Source organism: Streptomyces apocyni (genome assembly GCF_009739465.1).
In the GTDB taxonomy this organism is placed as follows: Bacteria; Actinomycetota; Actinomycetes; order Streptomycetales; family Streptomycetaceae; genus Streptomyces; species Streptomyces apocyni.
Map to the genome: position 1 here is coordinate 193,292 of NZ_WHOM01000045.1, position 17,233 is coordinate 210,524.

General features: G+C 70.7%; 13 protein-coding genes. 5 read left to right on the forward strand and 8 right to left on the reverse strand.

From position 1 onward, the window contains the following. Window positions 1-35: 35 nt before the first annotated feature. From GCN81_RS10915 to GCN81_RS10925, 3 genes are read right to left on the reverse strand one after another with little or no spacing between them, the layout of a single operon-like run. Window positions 36-2,330: an ABC transporter permease gene (locus GCN81_RS10915; RefSeq protein ID WP_156724162.1), complete on the reverse strand. Its 2,295-nt coding sequence runs from the start codon at window positions 2,328-2,330 to the stop codon at window positions 36-38. 2 nt (window positions 2,331-2,332) lie between these two features. Continuing rightward, window positions 2,333-3,103 carry an ABC transporter ATP-binding protein gene (locus GCN81_RS10920; protein WP_156724164.1) on the reverse strand — a complete coding sequence of 257 codons (771 nt, stop codon included), beginning with the start codon at window positions 3,101-3,103 and terminating at the stop codon, window positions 2,333-2,335. Continuing rightward, on the reverse strand, window positions 3,100-3,615 hold the full coding sequence (locus GCN81_RS10925) for a PadR family transcriptional regulator (RefSeq protein ID WP_156724166.1): 516 nt from the start codon (window positions 3,613-3,615) through the stop codon (window positions 3,100-3,102). Before GCN81_RS10925 ends, GCN81_RS10920 begins: the two co-directional genes overlap by 4 nt. A 121-nt stretch (window positions 3,616-3,736) precedes the next feature. Here GCN81_RS10925 and GCN81_RS10930 point away from each other — a divergent pair, with 121 nt between their 5' ends. The 5 genes from GCN81_RS10930 to GCN81_RS10950 all read left to right on the forward strand — a co-directional run bounded on the left by GCN81_RS10930 (window position 3,737) and on the right by GCN81_RS10950 (window position 10,531). Continuing rightward, window positions 3,737-5,008 (forward strand): ABC transporter substrate-binding protein, encoded by a 1,272-nt coding sequence (locus GCN81_RS10930; RefSeq protein WP_156724168.1) that lies wholly within the window; start codon window positions 3,737-3,739, stop codon window positions 5,006-5,008. A gap of 222 nt (window positions 5,009-5,230) precedes the next feature. Beyond that, a complete protein-coding gene (locus tag GCN81_RS10935) occupies window positions 5,231-6,895 on the forward strand; it encodes a glycoside hydrolase family 13 protein (RefSeq protein ID WP_156724170.1) in 1,665 nt (554 codons plus the stop codon). An 83-nt stretch (window positions 6,896-6,978) separates the two neighbouring features. Next, window positions 6,979-8,319 carry an ABC transporter substrate-binding protein gene (locus GCN81_RS10940; RefSeq protein WP_156724172.1) on the forward strand — a complete coding sequence of 447 codons (1,341 nt, stop codon included), beginning with the start codon at window positions 6,979-6,981 and terminating at the stop codon, window positions 8,317-8,319. A gap of 5 nt (window positions 8,320-8,324) precedes the next feature. Then, window positions 8,325-9,698: an ABC transporter permease subunit gene (locus GCN81_RS10945; protein WP_156724174.1), complete on the forward strand. Its 1,374-nt coding sequence runs from the start codon at window positions 8,325-8,327 to the stop codon at window positions 9,696-9,698. Continuing rightward, window positions 9,695-10,531, forward strand: a complete 837-nt coding sequence (locus GCN81_RS10950) for a carbohydrate ABC transporter permease (protein ID WP_156724176.1) — start codon at window positions 9,695-9,697, stop codon at window positions 10,529-10,531. The genes GCN81_RS10945 and GCN81_RS10950 overlap by 4 nt, the downstream gene beginning before the upstream one ends. Before the next feature lie 66 nt (window positions 10,532-10,597). Here the strand turns inward: GCN81_RS10950 and pgl are convergent, their stop codons facing one another. The 5 genes from pgl to tkt are packed head-to-tail and all read right to left on the reverse strand — an operon-like array spanning window position 10,598 to window position 17,225. Continuing rightward, window positions 10,598-11,383 (reverse strand): 6-phosphogluconolactonase, encoded by a 786-nt coding sequence (gene pgl / locus GCN81_RS10955; protein ID WP_156724178.1) that lies wholly within the window; start codon window positions 11,381-11,383, stop codon window positions 10,598-10,600. After that, window positions 11,380-12,441, reverse strand: coding sequence for a glucose-6-phosphate dehydrogenase assembly protein OpcA (gene opcA / locus GCN81_RS10960; RefSeq protein ID WP_156724180.1), 1,062 nt, complete (start codon window positions 12,439-12,441; stop codon window positions 11,380-11,382). The genes pgl and opcA overlap by 4 nt, the downstream gene beginning before the upstream one ends. After that, a complete protein-coding gene (zwf, locus tag GCN81_RS10965; protein ID WP_156724182.1) occupies window positions 12,438-13,976 on the reverse strand; it encodes a glucose-6-phosphate dehydrogenase in 1,539 nt (512 codons plus the stop codon). The genes opcA and zwf overlap by 4 nt, the downstream gene beginning before the upstream one ends. Before the next feature lie 5 nt (window positions 13,977-13,981). Next, window positions 13,982-15,100 carry a transaldolase gene (gene tal, locus GCN81_RS10970; protein ID WP_156724184.1) on the reverse strand — a complete coding sequence of 373 codons (1,119 nt, stop codon included), beginning with the start codon at window positions 15,098-15,100 and terminating at the stop codon, window positions 13,982-13,984. 37 nt (window positions 15,101-15,137) lie between these two features. Continuing rightward, window positions 15,138-17,225 carry a transketolase gene (gene tkt / locus GCN81_RS10975; protein WP_156724186.1) on the reverse strand — a complete coding sequence of 696 codons (2,088 nt, stop codon included), beginning with the start codon at window positions 17,223-17,225 and terminating at the stop codon, window positions 15,138-15,140. Between the last annotated feature and the right edge of the window lie 8 nt (window positions 17,226-17,233).

Sequence of the window (17,233 nt, forward strand, 5' to 3'; positions counted from 1 at the left end):
CTGGGGCGCTGTCGCCTGACCCCCCGTGGTGGAGGTCAGGCGACAGCGCTGAGGGTGTCCGCGAGGCGTCGCCGGGCGGCCCGTGCGGCGGGCAGGGTGGCGACCGCGGCCGCGCCCACCACGACGGTCGCGCCGAACAGCAGGAGATGGGTGAGGGACGGCGTCTGGGCGACACCGGCACCGATCCCGCTCGACGCTCCCTGGGAGTCGATCAGCCAGCGGGCCAGCGGCACCCCGAGTGCCATACCGGCGACGGTGGCGGCCAGTGCTGTACAGCCGGTCGCCACCACGGTGATCGCCGTGATCTGCCGTGGGGACAGGCCGATCGCCTTGAGCGCCAGCAGATCCCGCTCGCTCTCGCGCACGGTGGCGCCGACCACGGTCAGCAGCTCGATCAGGGCGATCAGCGACAGTACGGCGATCAGTCCGATGACCACCCCGCGCAACGGCGACAGGCCATCGGCCGGATTGGTCACCGGATGAACGTCAAGCCGCCCCCGCGTGGCTTCGGTCAGCTCGGCGCCGACCGCGCGCGGGTCCGCCCCGGAGCGCAGCTCCAGCTGGTAGAGGGTGGGCCGCAGCTGGGCGTCGTTCTCGCGCAAGGTGTCCAGCGAGGTGGAGATGGTCCGGCCGCCGTTCTCCGGCTCGATGCTGCGGCCGACGATATGCAGGATCTGCGGGCGCCCGCCCACCGTGACCCGCACCCAGTCGCCGACCCGGATGTTCAGCAGATCGAGCAGCCCCTGCCCGGCGACCGCCTCATCAGGCCCGCGCGCCGGGCGCCCCTCAGCCAGCGAGAAGGGATACGGGTCCTGCCGGGTGCCCAGACCGCGCAGCGCGACCGTGCCGGTCTGGCCAGGGACCAGGGCCGCCACCTGGACGCCCGGATGGACGGCGCTGACCTGGTCGTTTCCGGCGAGCAGGGCGCGTGCCTCGCGGTCGCCCAGATCCTCGCCGGTGCGGACCGAGAGAGCCGCGGCGAGGCCGAGCTGCTCGGGCTCGCGGTGGAAGCGGTCGATGGTCGTCCACGCGCTCAGCGCCACGGTGATCAGCAGCATCGGCAGCGTGAGCCGGGCGATCGCGGCCAGCGGGCGTGACCGACGGGCGAAGGCCTTGTGCCAGCCCAGCACCAACGCGGGCGGCAGCCGCATCCCGAGCGCCTGACGCGCCACACCCGACAACGGCCCCGCCGGAGCCGTAGCGGCCCGCAGGACCGGAACGGGCGGCACACGGCCCGCGCGCCACGCGGCGAGCGCCGTCGTGGCGCCGATGAACAGCACCACCGCCACCGGCACCCCCAGCAGCGAGGCCGAGTACCCCGGGAGCCCCTGCCACACCCCCACCGCGTCGCCCAGGCGCCCCGGCACCCGGGTACCGAGCGCCTGGACCAGTACCGCCGCGGCCACCGCGCCCAGCAGGGCGAACACCAGATGCTGGACCAGGAAGATCCGCACCACCTGGCCGGGCGTGAACCCCATGGCCTTCAGGACCGAGATGTCCCGGAGATGACCGCGGACCCGGGTGCCGATCGCCCCGTACACGGCGAGCGCGGCGGCGACCAGCGCGCCCAGACCGAACAGCCCGATCACCTGGCCGAGCAGCCGGTTGTCGCCCTGCGCGTCGGCGCGCGCCTGCTGCCAGTGCGAGACCTGGGTGACCGCACCGGCGCCGAGCGTGGTGACGGCGCGCTGCACCGCGTAGTCCGTGTCGTCGGGGTCGGCGAGCCGCAGCCCGATGACCTGACCCGCCCGCCCTTCGGTCTCTCGTACGGCGGGCGGCAGCGCCCAGACCGTGCCGTTCCGTCTGCCGGGCTCGTAGCGGGACTCGGCGCTGTCGGCGACGCCCAGTACGGTGAGGGTCCGCCCGGTGCCGGGCAGCGACAGGCTGTCACCGGGCTCCGCCCACAGGGCCTGGGCCAGGCCGCTCTCCAGTACGACACCCTCGGGGACAGCGGGGTCCAGCCACCGGCCGGACGCGAGCACCGGACGCCCGGTCGCGGGCGGTTCGCCGTCGGCGCCGCGCAGTTCGACCGCGGCACGGGCGCCGCGAGACTCGACGGTGGTGACGGCGGTGCGGTACGGACCCGAGGCCGACTCGACGCCGTCCAGCGAGGTCAGCCGCTCCGCGTCGGCGGACGGTCCGGTGTGCAGCCACACATGGGCGCCCTGAGACTGGGTGAAGACCCGCTGCCAGGGGTTGGTCGCGTAGCCGAACAGGGCCGTGGCCAGCAGCAGCGAGCAGACAATCCCCGCGGTGGCCAGCACGATGAACAGCGCCTCGCCGCGGTGGCGGCGCAGATCGGCATGCGCCCAGCGCAGGGATGCCCGCACGGTCAGTCCGTCAGCTCTAGTACGTCGGATATGCCAGCGTCGCGACGTGGCGGCGTGCCGCCCAGCTCGGCGTCGTGGACGATCCGCCCGTCGAAGAAGCTGATCACCCGGTCCGCGCCGCTCGCCAGCCGCGCGTCATGCGTGACCAGCACAATCGCCTGCCCCTGCTGGTGGAAGCGGGACAGCAGCCGGATCACCTCCCGGGTCCCCTTACTGTCCAGACTGCCCGCGGGCTCGTCGGCCAGCAGCAGCCCGGGGCCGTTGACCAGCGCCCGGGCCAGCGCGACCCGCTGCTGCTCGCCGCCGGACAGCTCACCGGGCATGCTGCGCTCCTTGCCCGCCAGGCCCAGCTCGGCCAGCAGCTTCTCGCGCTCGGCGCGGGCCTGCTTCGCGGTGGTCCCGGCGAGCAGCGCGGGCAGTTCGACGTTGTCGGCGACTGACAGGTTGGAGACCAGGTTGAAGAACTGGAAGACGATGCCGATGCTGCGCCTGCGCGTGGTGGCCCAGCGCGCCTCGCTGTAGGAGTCGGTGCTCTCGCCGTCCAGCCAGACGCTGCCGCTGTCCGGCCGCTGTAGCCCACCGAGCAGATGCAGCAGGGTCGACTTGCCCGCGCCTGAGGGGCCGGTGATGGCTACGAACTCGCCCGGCCGTACGGTCAGGTCGACGCCCCGCACGGCGTGGACCGGGGCGCCCTCGCCGTAGTGGGTCTTGACCAGGCCGTCGGCGCGCAGCAGGGCAGGGGGAGCGGGATCGGTGGGGGGCGAGGCGTTCATTCCGGTCCTTCCAGCTCCTCCTGGCAGCGCTCCAGCCAGTCGAGATCGGCCTGGAGATGCAGCATGGCGCCCTCGATCAGCAGGTGGGCGATGCGGTTGTCCCGGTTCTCGGCCCCGGCCAGCTTCGACAGACCGCGCATGGTGTTCAGATACTGCCGCCGCTGTTTGTTGATCAGGGTGACCTGGTCGGCGAGGCCGGTGTGTTGCGCGAGGGCCAGCTTCATAAAGAACTCGTCCCGCACGCGGGGCTCGTCCGCCGTGTCCTCGTACCAGGCGAGCAGGGCCTCGTGCCCGGCGTCGGTGAGGCGGTAGATCTTCTTGTTGGGCCGGGTCGACTGGGCGACTTCCTCGCCCTCGATCAGCCCTGACTTCTCCAGTCGGCTGAGTGTCACATAGATCTGGCCGACGTTCGGCTGAGGGTACGCGGCACCCAGCAGTTGCTCAAGGTCCTGCTTGAGCTCGTAGCCGTGGGCCGGGCCGCGAGCCAGCAGTGCCAGGAGGGGCAGGCGCACGCGTGCTCTCCTCCCCGTGGCCTCGTGTGATGGAGGCTCTAGTATCGCCCATGCCTAACAGGTATACATGGCCCGTGATGTCCAGCGAGGGTGCTGGGCGACGGTGCACAGGGAGGAACCTATGCGGTGGATACGCGCCGCCGGTAGGGGGCTCCTGGTCGCCGTGGTGGTCCTGACCGGCCATGTCGCCTCCGGTGTCCCCGCTGACAGCGCGCGAGGAGACGGGCGGGGCCCGGTCACCCTGGCGACCGGGGGAGACCTCACCGGCTATCTCGGACCGCTGCTCGACGACTGGAACCGTACCCACCCTGATGAGCCGGTCACGCTCGTGGAGCTGCCGGACTCCCCCGACGAGACCCATGAGCAGATGGCCACCGATCTGCGCTCGGGCACCGGCCGGTTCGATGTGCTCAACATCGATGTCGCCTGGACCTCGGAGTTCGCCGCTGCGGGCTGGATCGCCCCGCTGGAGCGCGACCGCTTCCCGCTGGACAGCTTCCTGCCGCCGGTGGTCGACACGGCGACGTACCGCGGATCGCTCTACGCGGTGCCTTACGTGACCAATGCCGGGATGCTCCTGTACCGCAAGGATCTCCTCGACCGTGAGGGCGAGCGGCCGCCGCGTACCTGGGCGGAGCTGGAGCGGCAGGCGAGCACGATCGCGCCGAAGTACGGGCTCGACGGGTACGCGGGCCAGTTCCTGCCGTACGAGGGCCTCACGGTCAACGCGGTCGAGGCGGTCCACTCTGCGGGCGGCACGGTCCTGGAGGCCGAGGGCGAGCGGGTCACCGTGGACTCCGCCGCGGCCCGCGAGGGCATCGGGTTCCTCGCCCGCGGCGTGCGGGACGGCTGGATTCCCGAAGCGGCGCTGACGTACAAGGAGGAGGAGTCCCGGCAGGCCTTCCAGGACGGCCGACTGCTCTTCCTGCGCAACTGGCCGTACGCCTACGTGGGCGCGTCGGGTCCGGATTCCCCGGTGGCCGGGAAGATCGGCGCGGTCTCCCTGCCGGGGCCCGACGGGCCGGGCACCAGCGTGCTCGGGGGCTCCAACCTCGCCGTCAGCGCCCGGGCCCAGCACCCGGAGACGGCCACCGAGCTGATCACGTACCTCACCAGCGAACGGGCCCAGCGGCAGGTCCTCACTCAGGGGGCGCTGCCGCCGGTGCGGGCCGCGCTGTACGAGGACCCGGAGCTCGCCGCGCGGTTCCCGTATCTGCGGACCCTGCGCGCGAGCGTGCTCACGGCCGCGCCGCGCCCCAAGAGCCCGCACTACGACCAGGTGAGCCTGGTCGTGCAGGCCGTCCTGCATGACGCGCTGGCCGGGCGGCTGACGCCCCGGGCGGCGGTGCGGCGGCTGGACCGCGAGCTGGCGGCCGTCGCTCGACGGCACTGAGGCGTCGCTCCTCCCGACCAGTTCAGATTCTAGTTACATGTTAGGTATCCCTGACGCTCATCGCCCGCCCCTCTGTGCGGGACAAATTGGGTCATAATCCCCCAACTATTCGTGGATTCCTGCCTACTCGTTGACACCCTCTCGACATGCTTACTTAACATGCATGCATAACGAGCTCCCGCAGTTCTCTCTGCACGTCACGAAGAAACAGGTCCACGGGTGATGTCCACAACCCCGGTCGGCGACGACCTCGCACGCCCTCACGCGCCCCGTTGGTGGCGCGACGCGGTGATCTACCAGGTGTACGTCCGCAGCTTCCTGGACAGCACCGGGGACGGCATCGGCGACCTCGCCGGGGTCCGGGCGGGATTGCCGTATCTGAAGAAGCTGGGCGTCGACGGCATCTGGCTGAGCCCGTTCTACCCCTCACCGCAGCACGACCACGGCTACGACGTCGCCGACTACTGCGAGGTGGACCCGCTCTTCGGTGACCTCGCTGAGTTCGACCTGCTGATGACGACCGCCCGTCGCCTCGGGGTCAGGGTGCTGCTCGACATCGTCCCCAACCACTGCTCCAGCGAGCACCCCTGGTTCCGCGAGGCGCTCGCCGCGGCCCCCAGCAGCGAGGCACGCGCCCGCTTCCACTTCGCCGACGGCCGAGGGGCGCACGGCGAGCTGCCGCCCAACAACTGGCACGCCATGTTCGGCGGCCCCGCCTGGTCCCGGATCACCGAGCCGGACGGCACGCCCGGCCAGTGGTACCTGCACATGTTCACGCCCGAGCAGCCCGACCTGAACTGGCGCAACCCCGAGGTCGGCGACCACTTTGACCACGCCCTGCGGTTCTGGCTCGACCGGGGCGTCGACGGCTTCCGTATCGACGTGGCCGCCGGGCTCTTCAAACACCCGGAGCTGCCCGACTCACCGGACCCCGAGGCCGACGCCCGCACCCGCGACTCGGTCAACCCGCTGGCCTGGAACCAGCCCGAGGTGCACGACGTATGGCGGCACTGGCGGGCCGTGTGCGAGGAGTACACCGCGCGCGACGGCCGCGAGCGCCTGCTGGTCGGAGAGGTCTCCGTACCGACCGCCCGGGAGCACGCCCGGTACGTACGCGCCGACGAGCTGCACCAGGCGTTCTTCTTCGACCTCCTCGGCGCCCCCTGGGACGCCGACGCCTTCCGCAAGGTCATCTCCGAGGCCATCCAGGACATCGCGGGCACCGGCTCCACCGTCACCTGGGTCCTCAACAACCACGACCAGGTCCGTACCGTCACCCGCTACGGCGAGTCCGCCGCCGAGGGCGGTCTGGGCACCGCCCGCGCCCGCGCCGCCGCGCTGCTGATGCTGGCGCTGCCGGGAGCCGCGTACATCTACCAGGGCGAGGAACTCGGCCTGCCCGAGGTCGTCGACCTGCCCGACGAGGTACTCACCGACCCGATCTTCCACCGCACCGGAAGCCGCGCCCGCATCCGTGACGGCTGCCGCGTCCCGCTGCCCTGGTCCGGGCACGCCTCGCCGTTCGGCTTCACCTCCGGCGCCGATGGCGCCAAACCGTGGCTGCCGCAGCCGCAGTGGTTCGCCGAGCACGCCACCGACCGGGCGGTCGCCGACACCCGCTCCTTCTGGCACCTGTACCGCGACGGGCTGCAACTGCGCGCATCCCTGCCCCAGCTCGGCGAGGGCACCCTGCGCTGGCTCGACACCTCACCCGACGTGCTCGCCTTCGTCCGCGGCGACGGCCTGGTCTGCGCCGTCAACTTCGGCACCACCCCGGTCCCCGCCCCCGTCTCCGGCACCCCGCTCCTCGCCAGCGGGCCCTGCCCGGCCGCCGTACTGCCCGGCTCCACCGCCGCCTGGTGGATCAGCGACAGCACCAACCCCTGACCACCACCCGCGCCTCACCCCCTCACCCCCACAGGCCACTCCCACCCACAAGCCACGCCCACCCCCCCGAAGGGACCACGACGATGAGAAGACACCCCGCACGACACACCACACGCCGTACCGCACTCGCGAGCTGCACCGCCCTCGCCCTCGCGCTCGGCGCCACCGCCTGCGGCGGCGACACCCCCACAGCGGGCGGCGGCAAGTCGCTCGCCGGACAGCAGGTCACCGTGGCCGGAACCTGGTCGGGCACCGAACAGAAGAACTTCCAGAAGGTCCTGGACGCCTTCAGCGAGAAGACCGGCGCCACGACCCAGTACGTCGCCACCGGCGACAACGTCTCCACCTTCATCGGCAGCAAGGTCGAAGGCGGCGACGCCCCCGACGTCGCCCTCGTCCCCCAGGTCGGCGTGCTCCAGCAGTTCGCCAAGAACGACTGGCTCACGGAGCTCTCCACCAAGACCGAGGACACCGTCGACTCCGGCTACTCTCCCGTCTGGAAGCACTACGGCACGGTCTACAACAAGTTCTACGGCCTCTACTTCAAGGCCGCGCACAAGTCGACCGTCTGGTACAGCCCGGACGCCATCGAACAAGCCGGGGTCAAGCCGCCCAAGACGTACAAGGACATGCTCACCGCGGGCCGGACCATCGCCGACTCGGGCCTCGCCGCCTTCTCCGTCGCCGGACAGGACGGCTGGACGCTCACCGACTGGTTCGAGAACATCTACCTCTCCCAGGCCGGGCCCGACAACTACGACCGGCTCGCCCAGCACGAGATCAAGTGGACCGACCCGAGCGTGGTCAAGGCGCTCACCACACTCGGCGAGCTCTTCCAGGACAAGCAACTGGTCGCGGGCGGCCAGAAGGAAGCCCTGAGCACCGACTTCCCCGGCTCCGTCGAGAAGGTCTTCGGCCCCGACCCCAAGGCCGCCATGGTCTACGAAGGCGACTTCGTCGCCGGTGTCGCCAAGGACCAGTTCGGCAAGACGATCGGCGAGGACGCCGACTTCTTCCCCTTCCCGGCCGTGGGCGACGGCGAGGCACCCGTCGTCAGCGGCGGCGACGCCGCGGTCGTCCTCAAGGACGGCAAGAACCCCAAGGGCGCGATGGCGCTCATGGAGTTCCTCGCCACACCCGAGGCCGCGGCCGTCTGGGCGGAAGCGGGCGGCTTCCTCTCCCCGAACAAGAAGCTGGACCTCGCCTCCTACGGCGACGACACCACCCGGCAGACCGCCAAGTCCCTGATCGACGCCGGGGACACGGTGCGCTTCGACATGTCCGACCAGGCACCGGCCGCGTTCGGCGGAACCAAGGGCACCGGTGAGTGGAAGCTCCTCCAGGACTTCCTGCGCGACCCCTCGGACCCCAAGGGCACCGCGCGCAAGCTGGAGCAGGCGGCCGCCAAGGCCTACCAGGACTGACGGCCATGAGTACGGTCACCACCCCACCCGCGCGGCACGCGAGCGAGCCGCCCGCCCCCGCACCCGCCGCCGACCCCCGGCGCGGGATGCGGCGGCGCGGCCGGATCATCGCCGTGGCCTTCGTGCTGCCCGCCCTGCTGCTGCTCGGCGCCCTCGTCGTCTACCCCGTGCTGTTCTCGGTCGGCCGGAGCTTCTTCGACGCCTCCGGCGACCGCTTCGTCGGCGGCGACAACTACACCGGGATGTTCCGCGACCCGGCGACGCTCAAGGCCATCCGCAACAGCGCCATCTGGGTGGTCGTCGCCCCGGCGCTGCTCACCGGACTCGGCCTGATCCTCGCGGTCCTCGTCGAGAAGATCCGCTGGGCCACCGCGTTCAAACTGCTGATGTTCATGCCCATGGCCGTCTCCTTCCTGGCCGCCGGCATCATCTTCCGGCTCGCCTACGACGAGGACCCCGACAAGGGCGTCCTGAACGCCGCCGTGGTCGGCGTGCACGACACCTTCAGCGCCACCTCCTCGTACCCGACCGCCCGCGCCCGCGACGGACAGGGCCTGACCAAGGAGAAGGACGGCGCCTACGCCACCGCCGACGCGGCGTCCCCGGGCTCCGTGGTGCACCTCGGGCTCGTCGGCGTACGGCCCCAGGACCTTCCGGCCGAGGCGAGGCCCGCGTACCCGCAGGCCTCGCGCACGGCAGGCGGCGACGAGCTGACCGGCGTCGCCTACCTGGACTTCACGCCCGGCGGCGGTGGTACGCAGGGCCAGGTCGACCCGGACGAGAGCGGACTGCCGAAGCTACGGGTCGAGGCGGTACGGGACGGCGAGACCGTCGCGAGTACCACCACGGCGGCGGACGGCTCCTTCCGCCTGACCGGCCTCGATCCCGGTACGTACACCCTGCGACTGCCCGCCGAGAACTTCGCCCCGCGCTTCGACGGCGTCTCCTGGCTCGGCCCGACCCTGGTCACCCCGGCCATCATCGGCGCCTACCTGTGGATCTGGACCGGCTTCGCGATGGTGCTGATCGGCGCCGGACTCTCCACCATGCCGCGCGACGTCCTGGAAGCCGCCCGGATGGACGGCGCCAGCGAATGGCAGGTCTTCCGCAGGATCACCGTGCCACTGCTCGCGCCCGTACTCACCGTCGTCTTCGTGACCCTGGTGATCAACGTGATGAAGGTCTTCGACCTCGTGTACGTCATCGCGCCGGGCCCGGTCCAGGAGGACGCCACCGTCCTGGCCACCCAGATGTGGCTGGTCTCCTTCGGCGGCGGCAGCGACCAGGGACTGGGCAGCGCACTCGGCGTGCTGCTGCTGCTCCTGGTCATCCCGGCCATGGTGTTCAACGTCCACCGCTTCCGCAGGAGCCAGTCATGAAGCTCACCCGATGGCTCGGCAACAGCGTGGTCCAGGCGTTCCTCGTGGTCGTCGGACTCATCTGGATCACCCCGCTCGCCGGACTGTTCCTCTCCTCGCTCCGCTCAGCACGGGACCACGCGGACGGCGGCTGGTGGACGGCGCTGACCAGCCCGGGACAGCTCTCCTTCGACAACTACACCGAGTTGCTCGGCAACTCCGGGATGTCCCAGGCGTTCTGGAACACCGTGCTGATCTCGGTGCCCTCCACCGTGTTGGTGGTCGGCATCGCGGCGCTGGCCGGATACGCCTTCGCCTGGCTGGAGTTCCCCGGCCGCGACCGGCTGTTCCTGCTGGTGGTGGCGCTGTTGGTGGTGCCGATGCAGGTCGGCCTGCTCCCGGTGGCCAAACTCTTCGGTGAGCTGGGGCTGTTCGGCACCATCCCCGGCGTGGTGCTCTTCCACGTCGCCTACGGACTGCCGTTCGCGGTCTTCCTGCTGCGGAACTACTTCGCCGAGATACCGCGCGAAATGCTGGAGGCGGCGCGGATGGACGGCGGCACCGAGTGGCGGATCTTCTTCCAACTGGTGCTGCCGGTGGGCCGCCCGGCCCTCGCCAGCCTGGGGATCTTCCAATTCCTGTGGGTGTGGAACGACATGCTGGTGGCGCTGCTGTTCGCCAACGCCTCCTCGCAGCCGCTCACCGTGCAACTCCAGTCCCAGATCCGGCAGTTCGGGAGCAACATCGACGTACTCGCGCCCGGCGCGTTCCTGTCGCTCATCGTGCCCGTGGTGGTGTTCTTCGCCTTCCAGCGGCACTTCGTCCAGGGCGTGATGGCGGGCTCGGTCAAGTGAGCGCGGTGCCCGGCCGGTGAGAGCCTGTCTGTGCACCCCGGCCGGGGTGCACAGACAGGCTCTTGCTCAGGGCGACGCCGGGGGATACAGCGCGCGCGGCAGCTCCGAGGCCGCCGCGTTGTCCAGCAGCCACAGCGTGCGGCTGCGGCCGTACGCGCCCGCCGCCGGGGCCTGGATCTCACCCGCCCCGGACAGCGCGATATGCGCGGCCCGCGCCTTGTCCTCGCCCGCCGCCAGCAGCCACACCTCACGGGCCGCGCGGATCGCGGGCAGCGTCAGCGAGATCCGGGTGGGCGGTGGCTTGGGGGCGCCATGCACCCCGACGACCGTGCGCTCGGTCTCCCGTACCGCGGGCAGTTCGGGGAAGAGCGAGGCCACATGGGTGTCCGGGCCGACCCCGAGGAGCAGGACGTCGAAGGACGGCACGTCGGCGTGGTTCTCCGGCCGGGAGGCCGCGGCGAGTTCGGCGGCGTACGCCTCGGCCGCGGTGTCCGCGTCCCTGCCGAACGGCCCGTCCGACGCGGGCATGGCGTGCACCCGCGCCAGGTCCACCGGGACATGGTCGAGCAGCGCCGCACGGGCCTGGGTGACATTACGGTCCATGTCGCCCTCGGGCAGGAACCGTTCGTCCCCCCACCACAGATCGAGCCGACCCCAGTCGACGGCGTCCCGGGCGGGCGACGCGGCGAGCGCCGCCAGCAGACCGTTGCCGTTACGGCCGCCGGTGAGGACCACCGAAGCCGAGCCGCGGGCGGCCTGGGCGTCGACGATCTTCGTGATCAGCCGGGCCGCGGCGGCCTGGGCCATCAGTTCCTTGTCGCGGTGGACGACCACCTGCGCGGCCGCGGTCATTTCGCCGCCTTCCTGGTCACGGCCTTGGGCGCCTTCTTCACCGCGGTGGACGTGGCGGCCTCCGAAGGCTCCGAAGCCGCCGCGGCCTCCGGTGTCTCCGCGGCCTCCGGTGCCGCTGGCCCCGCGTCCGCCGTCGCACCGAGCCGGTCCACGCCGAACTTCAGCGCCGACGCGTAGGTGTCGTCCGGGTCGAGGCGGCGCAGCTCCTCCGCGATCAGCTCGGCCGTCTCACGCCGCTTCAGCGCCACCGCCCGGTCCGGCTGCCCTTGCATCGAGAGCGTCGCCAGCGAACCGTCCGGCCGGTCCAGGATGATCGGACCGCAGTCGGTCTCCATCCGGACCGCGGTGAGCCCCGGCCCACCGGAGACCGTACGCTCCACCGGCACCCCGAGCCGGTCCGCGAGCCACATGGCAAGCAGCTCACAGCTGGGGTTGTGCTCCACGCCCTCCACCTGGACCGAGGTGACCTGGCAGCTCAGCTGGTCCAGCGCGGCGGCCAGCATCGAACGCCACGGCGTGATCCGCGTCCAGGACAGGTCCGTGTCGCCCGGCGTGTACGTCTTGGCGCGCGCCGCTAGCTCCTGTATCGGCCGCTCGGCGGCGTAGGTGTCGGTGACCCGGCGCTGGGCCAGCGCGCCCAGCGGGTCGTTCGCCGGGTCGACCGGCGCGTTCACCGGCCACCACACCACCACCGGCGCGTCCGGAAGCAGCAGCGGCAGCACCACGGACTGGGCGTGGTCGATCGTCTCGCCGTACAGCCGCAGGATCAGCGTCTCGCCGGTGCCCGCGTCCGCGCCGACCCGCACCTCGGCGTCCAGGCGGGACTTCGTGCGGTCCCGTGGCGAACGCGAGACACGCTTGATGAGGACCACGGTGCGGGACGGGTGCTCACGGGAGGCCTCGTTCGCGGCCTTCAGCGAGTCGTAGGCGTTCTCCTCGTCGGTGACGATGACCAGGGTGAGCACCATGCCAAGGGCCGGGGAGCCGATGGCCCGGCGCCCCTGCACCAGCGCTTTGTTGATCTTGCTGGCCGTGGTGTCCGTAAGGTCGATCTTCATGGCCGACGCCAGCTCCGTCCGTCTCGCTTCAGCATTTCGTCCGCCTCGCTGGGACCCCAGGTGCCCGACGGGTACTGCGCGGGCTTGCCGTGCTGGTCCCAGTGCCGCTCGATCGGGTCGAGGATGTTCCAGGACAGCTCGACCTCCTCGGTGCGCGGGAAGAGGTTGGAGTCGCCGAGCAGGACATCGAGGATGAGCCGCTCGTACGCCTCGGGGCTGGACTCGGTGAAGGACTCGCCGTACGCGAAGTCCATCGACACGTCCCGTACCTCCATCGAGGTGCCCGGCACCTTGGAGCCGAACCGCATGGTCACACCCTCGTCCGGCTGCACCCGGATCACCAGGGCGTTGTGCCCCAGTTCCTCCGTCGCGGTCTGGTCGAAGGGGGAGTGCGGGGCGCGCTGGAAGACCACCGCGATCTCGGTGACCCGGCGGCCGAGGCGCTTGCCGGTGCGCAGGTAGAAGGGGACGCCCGCCCAGCGGCGGTTGTCGATCTCCAGCTTCACCGCGGCAAAGGTGTCGGTCTTCGACTTGGCGTCGATGCCGTCTTCCTGGAGATAGCCGATGACCTTCTCGCCGCCCTGCCACCCGGGCGCGTACTGGCCGCGCACCGTGTCCTTGCCGAGGTCCTTGGGCAGCTTCACCGCGCCGAGGACCTTGGTCTTCTCGGCCGCGAGGGCGTCGGCGTCGAAGGAGGCGGGCTCCTCCATCGCGGTCAGCGCCAGCAGTTGGAGCAGGTGGTTCTGGATGACGTCGCGGGCGGCGCCGATGCCGTCGTAGTAGCCCGCGCGGCCGCCGATGCCGATGTCCTCGGCCATCGTGATCTGGACATGGTCGACGTACGACCGGTTCCAGATCGGCTCGAAGAGGGTGTTGGCGAACCGCAGCGCCAGGATGTTCTGGACCGTCTCCTTGCCGAGGTAGTGGTCGATCCGGAACACCTGGTCCGGCGCGAACACCTCGTGCACGATCGCGTTGAGCTCCTGCGCGGAGGCCAGGTCGTGCCCGAAGGGCTTCTCGATGACCGCGCGCCGCCAGGAGTCGCCCTGCTGGTCGGCCAGACCGTGCTTCTTGAGCTGCTGGACGACCTGCGGGAAGAACTTGGGCGGTACGGACAGGTAGAAGGCGAAGTTACCGCCCGTGCCCTGCGCCTTGTCGAGATCCGCGATCGTGGCCTTCAGGTTCTCGAAGGCGGCGTCATCGTCGAAGTCGCCCTGGACGAAGCGCATCCCCTGGATGAGCTGGTGCCAGACCTCCTCACGGAACGGCGTCCTGGCGTGCTCCTTGACGGCGTCGTGCACCTCCTGCGCGAAGTCCTCGTCCTGCCATTCACGGCGGGCGAAGCCGATGAGCGAGAAGCCCGGCGGCAGCAGCCCGCGGTTGGCCAGGTCGTAGACGGCCGGCATCAGCTTCTTACGGGACAGGTCGCCCGTGACACCGAAGATCACCAGGCCCGACGGCCCCGCGATACGCGGGAGCCGTCGGTCCTGAGCGTCACGCAGCGGGTTGTCGCCGCTTGCGGAGAGGGGTGACAAGGTGGTCAGGCCTCCGAGGGGGCGAGGCGCTTGAGCTCCGCCTCGGTCGACTTGAGCAGGTCGTTCCAGGACACCGCGAACTTCTCGACGCCCTCGTCCTCAAGGAGCTGGACCACGTCGTCGTAGGAGATCCCCAGCTTCTCGACGGCGTCGAGCTCGGCGCGGGCCTGCTCGTAGGTACCGGCGATGGTGTTACCGGTGATCTGGCCATGGTCCTCGGTGGCTTCGAGGGTGGCCTCGGGCATGGTGTTGACGGTGCCGGGGGCGACCAGGTCGTCGACGTACAAGGTGTCCTTGTACGCCGGGTCCTTGACGCCGGTGGAGGCCCACAGGGGGCGCTGCCGGTTGGCGTTGGCTCGGTCCAGGGGTGCCCAGCGCTCGCTGGTGAACACTTCCTCGTACGCCTGGAACGCGAGGCGCGCGTTGGCCAGGGCGGCCTTGCCGCGCAGCTCCTTGGCCTCGGCGGTGCCCAGGCCGTCCAGGCGCTTGTCGATCTCGGTGTCCACGCGCGAGACGAAGAACGACGCCACCGAGTGGATCTTGGAGAGGTCCAGGCCCGCGGCCTTCGCCTTCTCCAGGCCCGCCAGGTAGGCGTCCATGACCTCGCGGTAGCGCTCCAGCGAGAAGATCAGCGTGACGTTGACGCTAATGCCCAGACCGATGACCTCGGTGATCGCGGGCAGGCCCGCCTTGGTCGCCGGGATCTTGATCAGGGTGTTCGGCCGGTCCACCAGCCAGGCCAGCTGCTTGGCCTCGGCGATGGTCGCCGCGGTGTTGTGCGCCAGGCGCGGGTCGACCTCGATGGAGACCCGGCCGTCCTGGCCGCCGGTCGCCTCGAACACCGGGCGCAGGATGTCGGCCGCGTCCCGGACATCCGCCGTGGTGATCATGCGGATGGCTTCCTCGACGGTGACCTTACGGGCCGCGAGGTCGGTGAGCTGCTGCTCGTAACCGTCGCCCGACGAGATCGCCTTCTGGAAGATCGACGGGTTGGTGGTGACGCCTACGACGTGCTGCTGGTCGATCAGTTCGGCGAGGTTGCCGGACGTGATCCGCTGGCGCGAGAGGTCGTCCAGCCAGATCGCGACGCCTTCCTCGGAGAGGCGCTTGAGTGCGTCTGTCATGGAAATTGCATCTCCTACTTGGTTCGGTGTATCGGCGTCAGCGCTTGGTTGCGGTGAGAGATTCCTTGGCGGCGGCGGCCACAGCCTCACCAGTGAAGCCGAACTCGCGGAAGAGGACCTTGCCGTCGGCCGAAGCGCCAAAGTGCTCCAGCGAAACGATCCGCCCGGCGTCCCCGACGTACCGGTGCCAGGTCAGACCGATCCCGGCCTCGACCGCGACGCGCGCCTTCACGGCGGGCGGCAGCACGGAGTCGCGGTAGCTCTGGTCCTGCTCCTCGAACCACTCCACGGACGGCATCGAGACCACCCGTGTCGGCACGCCGTCGGCCTGGAGCCGCTCGCGCGCCTCGACGGCCAATTGCACCTCGGAGCCCGTACCGATCAGCACGACCTCGGCGTCGCCGCCTTCGGCCTCGAACAGCACGTATCCGCCCTTGGCGGCGTCCTCGTTGCGCTCGTACGTCGGCACACCCTGACGGGTCAGCGCCAGGCCGTGCGGGGCGCCCTCGCCGAACGTCTTGGTGTACCGCTTCAGGATCTCGCGCCAGGCGATCGCGGTCTCGTTGGCGTCCGCCGGACGTACGACGTTCAGGCCGGGGATGGCGCGCAGCGAGGCCAGGTGCTCCACCGGCTGGTGGGTCGGGCCGTCCTCGCCGAGACCGATCGAGTCATGCGTCCAGACGTGCGTCACCGGCAGGTGCATCAGGGCGGCGAGCCGCACGGCGTTACGCATGTAGTCGGAGAACACCAGGAAGGTGCCGCCGTAGATACGGGTGTTGCCGTGCAGGGCGATGCCGTTCATCACGGCGGCCATCGCGTGCTCACGGATGCCGTAGTGGATCGTGCGGCCGTACGGGCTGGCCTCCGGCAGCGGGTTGTCCGCCGGGAGGAACGACGACGTCTTGTCGATCGTCGTGTTGTTCGAGCCCGCCAGGTCGGCCGAGCCGCCCCACAGCTCCGGGATCACCGCGCCGAGCGCCTGCAGCACCTTGCCGGACGCCGCGCGGGTGGCGACGGCCTTGCCGGTCTCGAACTCCGGGAGCTTCTCCTCCCAGCCAGCGGGCAGCTCGCCCGCGTGCACGCGGTCGAACTCGGCGGCGCGCTCCGGGTTGGCGGTGCGCCAGGCGGCGAAGGACTTCTCCCACTCGGCCCGGGCCTCATGGCCGCGGTCCAGCGCCTTACGCGTGTGCCCGATGACCTCGTCGGAGACCTCGAAGGACCGCTCCGGGTCGAAGCCCAGGACGCGCTTGGTGGCCGCGACCTCCTCGTCGCCGAGCGCCGAGCCGTGCGAGGCCTCGGTGTTCTGCGCGTGCGGGGCGGGCCAGGCGATGATCGAACGCACCGCGATGAACGACGGCCGCTCGGTCTCCGCCTTGGCGGCCTGGAGCGCCTGGAACAGTCCCGCGGGGTCGAGGTCGCCGCTGGGCAGCTGGTCCACGCGCTGGACGTGCCAGCCGTAGGCCTCGTAGCGCTTCATGGTGTCCTCGGAGACCGCGGTCTCCGTGTCACCCTCGATCGAGATGTGGTTGTCGTCCCACAAAAGGACCAGGTTGCCCAGCTTCTGGTGCCCGGCCAGCGAGGACGCCTCCGCGGAGATGCCCTCCTGGAGGCAGCCGTCACCGGCGATGGCCCAGATGGTGTGGTCGAACGGGGAGGTGCCGACGGCCGCCTCCGGGTCGAACAGACCGCGCTCGTAGCGGGCGGCCATGGCCATGCCCACGGCGTTGGCGACACCCTGACCCAGCGGGCCGGTCGTGGTCTCGACGCCGGTGGTGTGGCCGTACTCGGGGTGGCCCGGGGTCGTGGAACCCCAGGTGCGGAACGCCTTCAGATCGTCCAGCTCCAGGCCGTAGCCGGCCAGGTAGAGCTGGATGTACAGCGTCAGCGACGAGTGTCCGGCGGACAGGACGAACCGGTCGCGGCCCACCCAGTCGGCGTCGGACGGGTCGTGCCGCAGCACCTTCTGAAAAAGCGTGTACGCGGCGGGCGCGAGGCTCATGGCCGTACCGGGATGGCCGTTGCCGACCTTCTGTACGGAATCCATGGCCAGGACGCGGGCGGTGTCAACGGCCCGCTGGTCCAGATCGGTCCACTCGAGGTCTGAAGTGGTCGGCTTGGTGCTCACCCTGGGTC

What these genes read in the sequence shown, in the direction of transcription:
- tal (WP_156724184.1), bottom strand. Translation starts at nt 15,100, where the DNA reads ATGACAGACGCACTCAAGCGCCTCTCCGAGGAAGGCGTCGCGATCTGG.
- GCN81_RS10930 (WP_156724168.1), top strand. Translation starts at nt 3,737, where the DNA reads ATGCGGTGGATACGCGCCGCCGGTAGGGGGCTCCTGGTCGCCGTGGTG.
- GCN81_RS10935 (WP_156724170.1), top strand. Translation starts at nt 5,231, where the DNA reads ATGTCCACAACCCCGGTCGGCGACGACCTCGCACGCCCTCACGCGCCC.
- GCN81_RS10920 (WP_156724164.1), bottom strand. Translation starts at nt 3,103, where the DNA reads ATGAACGCCTCGCCCCCCACCGATCCCGCTCCCCCTGCCCTGCTGCGC.
- GCN81_RS10950 (WP_156724176.1), top strand. Translation starts at nt 9,695, where the DNA reads ATGAAGCTCACCCGATGGCTCGGCAACAGCGTGGTCCAGGCGTTCCTC.
- GCN81_RS10940 (WP_156724172.1), top strand. Translation starts at nt 6,979, where the DNA reads ATGAGAAGACACCCCGCACGACACACCACACGCCGTACCGCACTCGCG.
- pgl (WP_156724178.1), bottom strand. Translation starts at nt 11,383, where the DNA reads ATGACCGCGGCCGCGCAGGTGGTCGTCCACCGCGACAAGGAACTGATG.
- opcA (WP_156724180.1), bottom strand. Translation starts at nt 12,441, where the DNA reads ATGAAGATCGACCTTACGGACACCACGGCCAGCAAGATCAACAAAGCG.
- GCN81_RS10945 (WP_156724174.1), top strand. Translation starts at nt 8,325, where the DNA reads ATGAGTACGGTCACCACCCCACCCGCGCGGCACGCGAGCGAGCCGCCC.